The organism is Streptomyces sp. NPDC015661, from assembly GCF_043077765.1.
In the GTDB taxonomy this organism is placed as follows: domain Bacteria; phylum Actinomycetota; class Actinomycetes; order Streptomycetales; family Streptomycetaceae; genus Streptomyces.
On sequence record NZ_JBIBST010000001.1, the window covers coordinates 489,865 to 502,935 of the forward strand.

A 13,071-nucleotide genomic window follows, 5' to 3' on the forward strand; every position below is an offset into this window, starting at 1 on the left:
GTCACCATGGAGGCATGACGAGTTCGATGCCTTCGCAGCACGAGGCCCCGCCGCCGGCGGAGGCCGATCCCGCCCCGCCGCTCCGGCGCTCGCGCGGAAGCAACGTCGTGGGCGGCGTCTGCGGAGGTCTCGGGCGGTACTTCGACCTCGACCCGGTGATATTCCGGGTGGTGATCGGCGTGCTGGCGGTGACGGGTGGCCTGGGGCTCGTGTTCTACGGCTTCGCGTGGCTGCTGATCCCGCTCGCGGGCGAGGAGGAGAGCGAGGGGCGCAGACTGCTGACGGGCCGGGTGTCCGGGGCCTCCCTCGCGGCCCTGCTGATGGCGCTGATCGGCTGCGGGATCTTCCTGTCGACGCTGCACAGCGGGCAGCTGCTCGGCTTCACGCTGACGCTGACGCTGGCGGTGTGCGGGGCGGCGGTCTGGTCGCAAAGGCGGCGGGCCGGCGGCGAGACCGAGGGCGGAGCGGAGTCCGCGACGGTCCTCACGGTCGCCGAGGCGCCGCCCGAGACGAAGGCCCCGCCGATCTACGAGTCCCCTTCCTGGTGGAGGGACCCGATCGTCAAGGACGGCTCGACGGGCAAGGTGGCCGTCGGCTACCTGTGGGGTCCGCACGGACTCCTCGACGAGGACGGCAAGGTGAACGGCGAGGTGCCGAAGCCGGGCAGTCAGTGGGGTCCCGACCCGTCGGCGGCCGGGCGTCCGACGCCCTCCGTCCGCCGGAGCCCGTTCTCCATCGGAGGTCTCGTCTTCCTGCTCGCCCTGCTCGCGGGCGGCCTCGGCACGGGCCTGACGTGGGACAGCCACCCACTGGGCACCAGCCTGCAGATCGGCCTGGCGGCCGCGCTGGCCGTGTTCGGCCTCGGCCTCGTCGTCAGCAGTTTCCTCGGGCGGACCGGGTTCGGCACGGTCTTCCTGACCGTGGTCACGGCGGGCCTGCTCGCACTGGCCTCGGCGTTGCCGGACCGGATCGCCACGGAATGGGTCCGTGAGGCGTGGCAGCCCGCCTCGGTGGCCGCCGTGCAGCCGGACTACGGGCTGGGCACCGGGGTCGGGACGCTCGATCTGTCCCGGCTCCCGCTCCCGGCCGGCACGACGGTGACGACGCGCGCCTCCGTGGGCGCCGGGCAGCTCAAGGTGATCGTCCCGAAGAGCGCGGTGGTGAAGCTGCACGCCCAGGTGGGTCTGGGCGATCTGCAGCTGCCGGGGGCGCCCGCCGGCGACATCGACATCGCGCCGGACCGTGACGTGACCCGGACGCTCACCCCGCCGGCCGGGACGACCCCGGCGGGCACCCTGAACCTCTCGCTGGAAGTCGGACTCGGACAGGTGGAGGTCACCCGTGCTGCTTCATGAGTTCCGCCCCGGCCGGCTGCTCGTCGGCCTGACCGCCCTCGCGCTGGCTGCGCTCTACGCGGGCGACGCCGCCGGCGCCTGGACGACCCCGTGGTACGCGGTGGTCCCGGTGCTGTGCGGCGGACTGGGGACCGCCGCCGTCGCGACCTGGGTCGCCTATCGAATACGGCGCCGTTCGGCGAGGAGCCGGTCCAGTGAGAGCACCGGGGCCCCGGCCAGCAGCAGCGGGAGCCAGGACATCAGATAGGCCAGGTCGTTGCCGAGGTAGTACGGGTGCACCTGCCAGCTCACCGTCAGCCAGAGGCTCAGTGAGATCAGGGCGCCGCCGAGCGCCGCCAGCCGGGCGAAGAGGCCGAAGAGGGTCCCGAGCCCGACGGCGAGCTCTCCGAAGGCGATGGCGTATCCGAAGCCGGTCGGGTTGTTGAGGGCCAGGTCGACGAGGGCGGGGATCGCGGAGCTGTCGCGGACGCCGCGCATCATCTCGCCGATGGAGCCGCTGCCCGTGTCGGCGAAGAAGGCGGAGTCGGTGAGCTTGTCGAGTCCGGCGTAGACGAAGGTGACCCCGAGGAAGATCCGCAGCGGAAGGAGGGCGTAGCGGGAGGCGATCGCCCGCCACTGGTCGAAGGTGGCCCTGCGCTCGACGAAGCGCCCGCCGGCACCGTCATCGCCGGTACCGCCGGCACCGCCGGCATCCCGGGCCCCGCCCGAACCTGCGGACCCGCCCGCCGAGCCCCGGGCCCCGCCCGAACCTGCGGGCCCGCCCGCCGGGCCCCTGGTGCCGCCCGAACCTGCGGACCCGCCCGCCGGGCCCCTGGCCCCGCCCGAACCTGCGGACCCGCCCGCCGAGCCCCGGGCCCCGCCCGAACCTGCGGGCCCGCCCGCCGGGCCCCTGGTGCCGCCCGAGCCGGCGGACCCGCCCGGGTCCCCGGTGCCGCCCGGGTCGTCGCTCGGGTCGTGCGGTCGGTCCGTCTGTCCCGTCATCGTCGGTCACCTCTCCACGCCCCGTACGACTGTTCGCGGACGATTCTCCTCGCACCGGGTGTCCGGGACGCGGGAAGGGGGCCGGACGCTCAGTCCACGACGTCGATCGTGACCCGGTTGGTCTCCACACCGGCCGCCGTGACGACCGAGACCTCCACCCGGCCCGGTTCCACGTCCGCCGGGAGGGGGACGGTCAGGGACGCGTCGGTGGGGTTGGCGAAGCCGCCCGGGACCGGGACCAGCGGCACATGGGCGTGGACGGGGCCGATGCGCACGACGAGACGGGTCAGCGGGTCGGGGGCGCCGGCGCCGGGCGGGACGAAGCCGCAGCCGCGGATCTCGATGTCGTCGCCCGTGCGGATCGGGGCGTCGAGGTCGCCCGCCTCCCGGGACCGGACCACGGAGTGGATCGTGGGGCGGACGCCCTCGGTGCACTTCGCGGCCAGGTGCCAGGCCGCCGAGACGCCGACGAGCAGCACGAGGGACCAGGGCACTTCGGGGAGCCGGTCGGGGTCGCGGGCCAGACCGACCGCGGCCAGGGCGAGGACGGCGCCGGAGACGAGGAGGTACTGGACGTCGGCGAGGGCGGCCCGGCCGCTGTCGTCGCAGACCAGGTCGGCGGCGCGCGGGCGGTCGGCGCGGACCTTCTGGAGGCGGCCGGCCGCGATGCCCAGGGCGACGACGAGACGGGCGGTGACGGTGACGGAGGCGACGAGGCCGAGGACGGTCAGCAGGCCGGCGCCCCGGGCCAGGCCGAAGGCGGTCCCGCCCGGGGAGCGGAAGGCGAGGTAGAGAAGGGTGTAGCCGAGGAGGAGGAGCCAGCCGGCGGCGACGGCGCGGGTGGTGGAGAGCCGGTTGTCCTCGCCGATCAGCGGGGCGAGGAGACCGCCGCGGGCCCGGTGGGCGTGGGCGGCGGCGCTGAGCAGGACGGCGAGGACCAGGGCCGTGCAGAGGCCGGCCGTGCGGGCACCGGTCCAGCCGCCGTCGATGGCGGTGAGGGCCTGGCCGAGGAGGAGGGCCACGACGGCGCCCCAGACCGCGCCGAGACCCCCGCTCCGTACCCGGTCGAGCCAGGCGAGCCCCGCCTCCCGGCCGCGTGCGGCCACGGCGCGGGCGGACTGGGCGAGCTCGTCGGAGACCCACTGGCGGGCGGCGACCGGGGAGTGGGCGACGGCCGCGGGGACACCGTGCCCGGCGGCGAGTTCGTCGCGCCGGGCCAGGAAGGCGGCGACGGCCCGCCGGTGTCCTGCCTGCCCGCAGTGGGCACAGCCGGCGCAGGCCGTCGCGTGCTCGCCGTACTGTCTCGCCTCTTGAACCGCCACGGTGCTCACTCCCGGAGCTCACTTCACGGCCCGCGTCGATGCGTCCCGGCGCTCCCCGAAGGGCCAACCAGCCGTTGATTCCACGGAATTGTGCCGTACCGGCGGCTCCCGCGCCTGCCGCGTGCGCCCCGCCGGAGAGTGATTGCCGCGCCATCTCATTGACGTACAGAAGGGTGAGGCGATGGTGTTACGACAGGAGTTCGGGGTCCGTTCGGCTGATCCTGCGCCAGAGGGGCTGGTAGTTGATCCAGGCGACGAGGTCGCTGCCGAGCTGTTCCCGGGTGGCGACGGCCTCGCGGTGGTCGATGAGCACGGGTTTGCCGGCGGCCCGCGCGGCGAGCTGGACCTGGGCGCAGCGTTCGAGCGCGATGAACCACCAGGCGGCGGCGTCGACGGAGGTGCCGACGGTGAGCAGCCCGTGGTTGCGGAGCACGATGGCCTTGAAGGTGCCGAGGGCGACGGCGATCCGGCGGCCTTCCTCGGCGTCCACGGTGACGCCGGTGTAGGCGTCGTAGAGGGCGTGGTCCTGGTAGAAGGCGCAGGCCTCCTGGGTGATCGGGTCGAGGAGTCCACCGAGCGCGGCGAGGGCCCGCCCGTGGACGGAGTGGGTGTGGGCGACGGCGACGGCGTCGGGCCGGGCCCGGTGGACCTGGGCGTGGACGGTGAAGGCGGCCTGGTTGACGTGGTGGCCGCCGCGGAGGACCTGTCCGTCGCCGTTGACCAGGATGAGGTCGCTCGCGGTGAGGTCCTCGAACGGCGCCCCGAAGGGGTTCACCCAGAAGCTGTCGGGGTACTCCGGGTCGCGGGCGGTGATGTGGCCCGAGACGCCTTCCTCGTACCCGAGCCGTCCGAAGAGCCGGAGCGCGCCGGCGAGCCGCTGCTTGCGGTGGGTGCGTTCCTCCTCGGCCGTCGCGTGGACGGGCGGCAGGGCGAAGTGGAGCCGTTCGACGGGGACGGGGTCGGGTATCACGCTCATGCGCCGGAAGGTAACGCCCGGCCGGTCAAGTCACCAGAGTCCGGACGGACATCCGGGCCGGGAAGCGGCGAGGCCGCCGCCCCGGAGTGCGGGGACGGCGGCCTCGTGCGCGTGCGGGAGGGCTTACTCCCACTCGATGGTGCCCGGCGGCTTGCTCGTGACGTCGAGGACGACACGGTTCACGTCGGCGACCTCGTTGGTGATGCGGGTCGAGATCTTGGCCAGCACCTCGTAGGGCAGGCGCGACCAGTCGGCCGTCATGGCGTCCTCGGAGGAGACGGGGCGCAGCACGATCGGGTGACCGTAGGTGCGGCCGTCGCCCTGGACGCCCACGGAGCGGACGTCGGCGAGCAGGACGACCGGGCACTGCCAGATCTCGCGGTCGAGGCCGGCCGCGGTGAGCTCCTCGCGGGCGATGGCGTCGGCCTCGCGCAGCAGGTCCAGGCGCTCCTTGGTGACCTCGCCGACGATGCGGATGCCGAGGCCGGGGCCGGGGAACGGCTGGCGCTGGACGATCTCCTCGGGCAGGCCGAGCTCCTGGCCGACCATGCGGACCTCGTCCTTGAAGAGCTGGCGCAGCGGCTCGACGAGCTCGAACTCGATGTCGTCGGGGAGACCGCCCACGTTGTGGTGGGACTTGATGTTGGCGGTGCCGGTGCCGCCGCCGGACTCGACGATGTCCGGGTAGAGCGTGCCCTGCACGAGGAAGGCGACCTCGGGGCCCTCCTCCTGGAGGATCTCCAGCTGCGCCTGCTCGAAGACGCGGATGAACTCGCGGCCGATGATCTTGCGCTTGGTCTCCGGGTCGGAGACGCCGGCGAGCGCGTCGAGGAACCGCTCCTGCGCGTCGACGACCACCAGGTTGGCGCCGGTGGCGGCGACGAAGTCCTTCTCGACCTGCTCGGTCTCGCCCTTGCGCATCAGACCGTGGTCGACGTACACGCAGGTGAGCTGCGAGCCGATGGCCTTCTGCACGAGCGCGGCGGCCACGGCGGAGTCGACGCCGCCGGAGAGACCGCAGATGGCGCGCTTGGTGCCGACCTGGGCACGGATGGCCGCGACCTGCTCCTCGATCACGTTGCCCGTGGTCCAGCTCGGCTCGATGCCGGCGCCGCGGTAGAGGAAGTGCTCGAGGATCTGCTGGCCGTGCGTGGAGTGCAGCACCTCGGGGTGGTACTGGACGCCGTACAGCTTCTTCTCGTCGTTCTCGAAGGCGGCGACCGGCACGACGTCCGTGGAGGCGGTGACGGTGAAGCCCTCGGGGGCGGCGGAGCAGGCGTCGCCGTGCGACATCCACACGGACTGCTCGACCGGGGTGCCCTCGAAGAGGGTGGAGCCGGCCTTGGAGACGTGCAGCGGGGTCCGGCCGTACTCGCGGGCGCCGGTGTTGTCGACGGTGCCGCCGAGGGTGGTCGCCATCAGCTGGAAGCCGTAGCACATGCCGAAGACGGGGACGCCCGCCTCGAAGAGCGCGCGGTCGAGGCGCGGGGCGCCCTCGGCGTACACGGAGGACGGACCGCCGGAGAGGATGATCGCCTTCGGCTTCTTGGCCAGCATCTCGGCCACCGGCATGGTGGACGGGACGATCTCGCTGTAGACCCGCGCCTCACGGACGCGACGGGCGATGAGCTGGGCGTACTGGGCGCCGAAGTCGACAACGAGGACTACGTCCGGGTTGGAGACGTCGGGCGCGGCAGCGGGAGTCGCTGATGACACTACGGCGGCCTTCCGGCGGTAGGAGAGGTTCCCTCGGAGGTCCCCCGGGGGTTCCCCGGCGTTCCCTCGAAAGGGGGGCTATTTGTCGATTCTACCGGCGCGGCGCACTTGCCCTTCGTCTCACCATCCGAACCGGAGTGGCCTTCGTCTCACGATCCGGGCCCGAGTTGCCGCCGGGCGCCGGGCGGGGTCCATACTGTCGCCATGCGCAAGCACCCGACCTTCGTCTTTACCTATGGCAACCGGCCCACCGGCTGCCATGGTCGTGCTGCTTGAGCAACTGACAAGCGACTTCCCAGGCGCCCCGGGCCGACAAGGCCCGGGGCGTTCTGCTTGTCTCCGGGCGATGTCGCTCCAGGGCGTCCGACACCCCGAGGAGCCCCACCATGACGACGAACACCGCCACGACCGAGAAGACCGGCGCCCGCACCGACGAGGCGGCGACGCTGATCGGCGGCGCCCGTGAGCGCATCGACGCCCTCGACGACCGGATCATCGGCCTCATCCAGGAACGGATGGCCGTGTCGGCCGTCATCCAGGAGGCCCGGATCTCCTCCGGCGGCCGCCGGGTGAACCTGACCCGCGAGATGGAGGTCCTCGGCCACTACAGGGACGCGCTGGGCAAGCCGGGCACGGCGCTCGCGATGACGATGCTGGAGCTGTGCCGGGGCCGCATCTGAGGGACGCGTGCGGGTGGGCTCCCGTACCCGAGTTCGGGAGCGCCCTCACCCGTACGGCGCGTGACCGGCTCCGGCCGGGCTTCGTTGGTCCGGGTGTCCGTGCCAGCCAGGGGCGGGCCCGTAGAAACCACGCGTGGCTTCGCTGGGGCGTGTGGCGTACCTCTCCGGTACGTCGTGGGACCTCGCACCAGCGCGTGTGACCGGGCAGCAGGGGACAGCAGCCCGGTCACCCAGAAAGGGCGGTCGGTCCCGGGGACGCCCGGGGCCGGCCGCAACCGGCCGATCTCCCGATCCTCCCGTCCCCCTGATCCCCCCGATCCCCTCCCCCACGCGGCGCAACCCCCCGGCGCCGCCCCGCTCGGCACCGCCGCTGCCCTGACACCGGTGCCGACCTCGAGGGCCCCGCGCCGCGACCGGAATCGCGAGCGCGGGGCCCTTTTCACGTCCGCCGAACCTCCACTCACAGGACGTGACGCGCGTCACACAAAGATCCTGTGCAACCGCTACAACCAATCGCGGGGACCGAAGGTCATCTATGCAGCAACACCAAAGCTGGAAGGGCGCTGCACTCGGAGGGGGGTGCAGCGCCCTTTCGCGCGTACGGACCACGTACGGCCGCGTACGGCCCGCGCGCGAACCGCGCACGGGCCGCGAGCGGGCGCTGTGAGCGGGCTCAGTCCTTCCTCGGCGGGACCGCCGGCATCCCCAGGAACGGCAGCCGCAGGGCGCCGAAGGCCTCGGACGGGACGGCGGGGGACTTCGGCTCGACCGCCGAGAGCCGTACGTACGCCTCCCCCTGCCGCGGGCGCGGGTCCTCCTCGCCCTTGTTCGGCCAGAAGGACATGGCGCGCTCCGCCTGGGCCGTGATCGTCAGGGACGGGTTGACGCCGAGGTTGGCGGAGACGGCCGCGCCGTCGACGACGGAGATCCCGGGGTGGCCGAAGAGCCGGTGGTACGGGTCGATGACGCCGGTCTCACCGTCGGCGCCGATCGGGCAGCCGCCCAGGAAGTGCGCGGTCAGCGGGGTGCCCATCAGCTCGCCGACGTTGGAGCCCGCGAAGCCGTTGATCTCCTCGGCGAGGAGGGTGGCGGCCTGGGTGGCCGCCTCGATCTGCGTCGGGTTGGGGGCGCCGTGGCCCTGGCGGGCGGTGAGCAGGCCCTTCCCGATGCCGCCGGGCTTGCGGTAGGTGGTCAGCGAGTTGTCCAGGGACTGCATGACGAGCCCGATGATGGTCCGCTCCGACCAGCGCCGGTTGGACAGCGAGCGGGCCGCGAGCCCGGGGTGCTTGACCAGTTCGAGCAGCCACCTGCGCACCCGGTGGGCGCCGTACGGCACCTGGAGGACCGTCATGCCGCCCATGGAGTTGGAGCCCTTGCCGTAGCGGACCGGCTCGATGTGGGTGTTGTCGTCCGGGTGGATCGACGAGGTGATCGCGACGCCCTTGGTGAAGTCGACCCGGTCCTTGCCGTGCCGCTTGCGGTAGCGCCGGTCGGTGGTCTGCGAGCCGACCAGCGCCTCGGAGTTCGTACGGGTCAGCTCGCCGAGCCGGGCGGAGATGCGGGGCAGCAGCCCGGTGTCCCTCATCCGGTGGAGCAGGGTCTGCGTGCCGTACGTGCCGGCGGCGATGACGACCTTGCGGGCGGTGAAGGTCCGGCCCGCGCCCTTCTTCTTGTTGTCGGTCGGCAGGGTCCTGACCGCGTAGCCGCCTCGCGAGTCCTCGGTGACCGCGACGACCGAGGTCATCGGGTGGACGACAGCGCCCGCCTTCTCGGCGAGGTAGAGGTAGTTCTCGTTGAGGGTGTTCTTGGCGCCGTGGCGGCAGCCGGTCATGCACTCGCCGCACTCGGTGCAGGCCTTGCGGGAGGGACCCGCGCCGCCGAAGAACGGGTCTGCGACCTCGCCGCCCGGCTTCGCCTTCGCCGTCCCGTCGCCGTCCTCCCCGTCCCCGAAGAACACGCCGACCGGCGCCATGTGGAAGGTGTCGCCGATCCCCATCGCCTGGGCCGTGGCCTTCAGGTGGACGTCGGAGGGCGTCATCGTGGGGTTGAGGCGCACGCCCAGCATCCGCTTGGCCTGGTCGTAGTAGGGCGCGAGCTCCGCACGCCAGTCGGTGATGTCCTTCCACTGCGGGTCGTCGAAGAACGGCGCGAGCGGCTCGTAGAGGGTGTTGGCGTAGTTCAGGGAACCGCCGCCGACGCCCGCGCCGGCGAGGACCATGACGTTGCCCAGCAGATGGATGCGCTGGATGCCGTACATGCCGAGCGTCGGCGCCCACAGGAAGTTCTTCAGGTCCCAGGAGTTCTTCGGCAGCTCGTCGCGTGCGAAGCGGCGCCCGGCCTCCAGGACGCCGACCCGGTAGCCCTTCTCGGTGAGGCGGAGGGCGGTGACCGATCCGCCGAAGCCGGAGCCGACGACGAGGACGTCGTAGTCGTACGAACTGTCCTCGCCCTGATTCTGGGCAGGGGGTACCGCGGTCATGGCTCTCCTCGTACGAAAAGGGGCGGGTGGGACGGAGGGTCAGCGCAGGCGCAGGGCCTTCATCGCCTTCAGGGACGCACTCATGAACGCGGCGTACTTCTCGTCGTCCATCCCGAAGGACGGCGCGAGCGGGATCAGCCGCTGCTGGGCGACGGTCTGCGCCTCGGTGTACTTGAGGATGCCCTCGGAGCCGTGCCGGCGGCCGAGCCCCGAGTCCTTCATGCCGCCCATCGGGGACTGCACGCTGCCGTACGCGGGCGCGTAGCCCTCGTTGATGTTGACGGTTCCGGTGCGCAGCCGGGCCGCGACGGCGTGGCCGCGGCGCGAGTCCTTCGTCCAGACGGAGGAGTTGAGGCCGTACGGGGTGGCGTTGGCGAGCTCGACGACCTCGTCCTCGTCCGTGAAGCGGTAGACCGAGACGACCGGGCCGAAGGTCTCCTCGCCGCAGACGGCCATCGGGGCCTCGACGCCGTCGAGGATGGTGGGCTCGTAGAAGAGGGGGCCGATGTCGGGGCGGGCGACGCCGCCGGCGACGAGCTTCGCGCCCTTGGCGACCGCGTCCTCCACGTGCCGGGTGACGGCCTCCATCTGCCGCTCGCCGACGAGGGAGCCCATGTCCGCCCCGTACGCGAGGGAGCCACCGAGGCGCATGGCCTTGGTGCGGGCGGCGAAGCGCTCCAGGAAGGCGTCGGCGATCGACTCGTGCACGTACAGCCGCTCGATGGAGATGCAGAGCTGTCCGGCGGAGGAGAAACAGGCGCGGACGGCTCCGGCGGCGGCCTTCTCGATGTCGGCGTCCTTGAGGACGAGCATCGCGTTCTTGCCGCCGAGTTCGAGGGAGACGCCGACGAGCCGGTCGGCGGCGCCCCGGGCGACCTCGCGGCCGGTGCGGGTGGAGCCGGTGAAGGAGACGTAGTCGGCGTGCCTGACGACCTCGGGGCCGACGACCGGGCCCTCGCCGAGGACGACCTGGAAGACCTCGGCGGGCAGTCCGGCCTCGATGAGCAGGTCACGGGCCCAGAGCGCGGTGAGCGCGGTCTCGGTGTCGGGCTTCATGACGACGGCGTTGCCCGAGACGAAGGCGGGGAGGGCGTCGCCGACGGAGAGTTCGAGGGGGTAGTTCCAGGGGGCGATCTGGCCGACGACCCCGCGAGGCTGGCGCAGCTCGGTGACCTTGGTGAGGGTCGGCACGACGCCGGTGTGACGCTTGGCGCGCAGGTAGGAGGAGGCCTTGCGGCCGTAGTGGCGGGCGGCGACGGCCACCGCCTGGACCTCCTCGTGGGCGTGCAGGCGGGCCTTGCCCGTCTCCAGCTGGATGAGGTCGAGGACCTCGCCCTGCCGCTGGAGGACGAGGTCGTGGAAGCGCAGGAGGACGGCGGCGCGGGTCCGGACGGGGGTCTTGGCCCAGACGGCCTGGGCCTCACGCGCGCGCGTGAAGGCCTCGGCGACGTCCTCGGGGGTGGACTCGGGCAGGTCCGCCAGCTTCTCCCCGGTGAAGGGGGTGTGGTTGGCGGTCCGGCCGGAGCCGACGACCCCGCGCGTGAGCCGCGCGACCAGCTCCGGCGTGACGACGTCGGCGGCGGTCCGCACACCGGCGGGCGCGGGCGCGACCGGGTTGGTCGCGTCGGCGGGCACGGCCGGGCGGGCCGCCTCTGCGGCGGTGTCGGCGGGAACCGTGGGGGCGGCGGTGGCCTGCGAGTCCGTCATGAGGGCGAGCGTAGGCCGCGTTCCGACCTTTGGGTACCCGTCGGTAACGCGTTTTCACCCTCTCCGCACATCGCGCCAGCGATCACTGGCACATAAGTCCTGATCAGGGGCTTACGGCCACCGGAGGCCGACCGCGGAGATTTTTCCGCCCCCCAGGGGCCGCCCCCTCACCTCTCCGGTGCGCGCCAGTGCTGGACGACGATGTCGAACTGCTCCCGGGTGGTCTGCCAGCTCGACTCCGGCGAGGACATGTAGATGGCGTACTCGGTGCCGTCGTCCTCGTAGTACATCTGGTCGATCGCGTGCCGCGGCCCGGGGAAGGTCTTCTTCTCGGTCCAGGTGAACTCCCAGAGACACGAGCGGACCTGGTCGCGGTAGGTGGTCTGGAGGAGCTTGATCCGGTCGTAGTCCATGCGCTTCCCCAACTGGCGCTCCAGGTCGAGGGCGTGCATGTACGGGTTCTCGAAGTCGGGGCTCTTGTCGATGCTGATCCGGATGCGGTGGCGGCCGTTGTCCGGGGTGTAGTCGATCTGGTCGCCCTCCGTCTGACGCTTCCAGCCGTCCGGTACGAGGAGGCTGAAGCCCTCCGGGTCCTCGACGCGGTGCCAGCCGGCCGGGACGCCGTCCCCTGCGCCCTTGGTGGCGGGGGCGGTCGCCGGTGTGGTCCGGCCACCGTCGGCACGGCCGTCGCGGCCGCCGCCCGCGTAGTTCATGGCGGCGAAGACGGCCCCGCCGGCGACGACCCCCGCGAGCAGCGCGGCGAGCACGGCCGAACGCCAGCGGCCACGGCCGGAGGGGGTCGGGGAGGAAGGCACGAGGGTGGGGTGGGACCCCTGCGGCTGGTGAGGTGCGGAGGACGGCTGGGGCTGCCCGCCCGACCGGGGCCACTGCGCCGTGGCCTTCCGCGTCCCGCCCGCCAGGACCTCCGTACCCGTACCGTCCGCCTCCTGGGCCTCGCGCGCCGCCGCGTCCAGGTCCTCCCTGGCCACCCGCTGGGTCGGCACGTACGCCTGGGCCGCCGCCGGCGCACGCCCCTCCATCGCGTCGAGCAGCATCCGCTCGGCCTCGTCCGCGCGCGGCCGCTGCGCCGGGTCCTTGCGCAGCAGGGCCACGATGACGGAGGCCAGCGGGCCCGCCTTCTCCGGGTGCGGCGGCTCCTCGGTCACCACGGCCTGCATGGTGCTGATCGGGGACGTGCGGCGGAACGGCGAGGTGCCCTCCACCGCCGTGTAGAGCGTGGCGCCGAGGGACCACAGGTCGGAGGCGGGGCCCGGATCGCCGCCCTGCACCCGCTCGGGCGCCAGATAGTCGATGGAGCCGACGATCTCGCCCGTCCGGGTGATCGTCGAGTCCCCCTCGATCGCCGCGATCCCGAAGTCGGTGATGAGGACGCGCCCGTCGCGCGCGAGCAGTACGTTGCCCGGCTTGACGTCCCGGTGCAGCACCCCGGCCGCGTGCGCGGCGCGCAGCGCTCCGACGACGTGCAGCCCGATCCTGGCCGCCTCGCGGGGCTCGATCGTGCCGGCCTCCTTGGCGGCGTCGGCGAGCGAGGGCCCGTCGACGTACTGCATGACGATCCACGGCCGGTTGTCGTGCTCCAGGACGTCGTGGACGGTCACCACACCCGGGTGCGTGATCCGCGCGGCGGCCCGCGCCTCCTTCTGTGTACGGGCGTGCAGCACGAGCCGGTCGGCCTCGGCCACGAACCGGCCCGCCGTCAGCTCCTTGACCGCCACCACACGGTGCAGCACCTCGTCGTGCGCGCGCCAGACCTTGCCCATGCCGCCGCGCCCGATGGACTCGCCCAGCCGGTAGCGACCGGCGAGCAGCAGCCCCGATCCTGTGCTCTGAGAAG

9 protein-coding genes are annotated in these 13,071 nt (G+C 72.8%); 2 read left to right on the forward strand and 7 right to left on the reverse strand.

The window, feature by feature from the left end; all coding sequences use genetic code 11:
* Positions 1 to 14: 14 nt before the first annotated feature.
* On the forward strand, positions 15 to 1,355 hold the full coding sequence (locus ACF07V_RS02315) for a PspC domain-containing protein (RefSeq protein WP_392151007.1): 1,341 nt from the start codon (positions 15 to 17) through the stop codon (positions 1,353 to 1,355).
* A 156-nt stretch (positions 1,356 to 1,511) separates the two neighbouring features.
* Here ACF07V_RS02315 and ACF07V_RS02320 read toward each other — a convergent pair whose 3' ends face one another.
* From ACF07V_RS02320 to guaA, 4 genes are all read right to left on the reverse strand, one after another.
* Entirely contained in the window at positions 1,512 to 1,961 is a 450-nt protein-coding gene (locus tag ACF07V_RS02320; RefSeq protein ID WP_392151365.1) for a DoxX family protein, read from the reverse strand.
* Positions 1,962 to 2,425: 464 nt separating this feature from the next.
* Positions 2,426 to 3,658 (reverse strand): hypothetical protein, encoded by a 1,233-nt coding sequence (locus ACF07V_RS02325; RefSeq protein WP_392151008.1) that lies wholly within the window; start codon positions 3,656 to 3,658, stop codon positions 2,426 to 2,428.
* A gap of 187 nt (positions 3,659 to 3,845) precedes the next feature.
* On the reverse strand, positions 3,846 to 4,634 hold the full coding sequence (locus ACF07V_RS02330; protein ID WP_392151009.1) for a class II aldolase/adducin family protein: 789 nt from the start codon (positions 4,632 to 4,634) through the stop codon (positions 3,846 to 3,848).
* A 123-nt stretch (positions 4,635 to 4,757) separates the two neighbouring features.
* Positions 4,758 to 6,350 (reverse strand): glutamine-hydrolyzing GMP synthase, encoded by a 1,593-nt coding sequence (gene guaA / locus ACF07V_RS02335; RefSeq protein WP_392151010.1) that lies wholly within the window; start codon positions 6,348 to 6,350, stop codon positions 4,758 to 4,760.
* Between the two features lie 386 nt (positions 6,351 to 6,736).
* On the opposite strand from guaA, the gene ACF07V_RS02340 reads away from it, so the two are divergent.
* Positions 6,737 to 7,030, forward strand: coding sequence for a chorismate mutase (locus ACF07V_RS02340; RefSeq protein WP_392151011.1), 294 nt, complete (start codon positions 6,737 to 6,739; stop codon positions 7,028 to 7,030).
* Positions 7,031 to 7,703: 673 nt separating this feature from the next.
* Here ACF07V_RS02340 and ACF07V_RS02345 read toward each other — a convergent pair.
* The 3 genes from ACF07V_RS02345 to ACF07V_RS02355 all read right to left on the reverse strand — a co-directional run bounded on the left by ACF07V_RS02345 (position 7,704) and on the right by ACF07V_RS02355 (position 12,997).
* Positions 7,704 to 9,509: a GMC oxidoreductase gene (locus ACF07V_RS02345; protein ID WP_392151012.1), complete on the reverse strand. Its 1,806-nt coding sequence runs from the start codon at positions 9,507 to 9,509 to the stop codon at positions 7,704 to 7,706.
* 39 nt (positions 9,510 to 9,548) lie between these two features.
* Entirely contained in the window at positions 9,549 to 11,216 is a 1,668-nt protein-coding gene (locus ACF07V_RS02350; protein ID WP_392151013.1) for a succinic semialdehyde dehydrogenase, read from the reverse strand.
* 167 nt (positions 11,217 to 11,383) lie between these two features.
* Positions 11,384 to 12,997, reverse strand: coding sequence for a protein kinase (locus ACF07V_RS02355; RefSeq protein WP_392151366.1), 1,614 nt, complete (start codon positions 12,995 to 12,997; stop codon positions 11,384 to 11,386).
* Positions 12,998 to 13,071 lie beyond the last annotated feature (74 nt).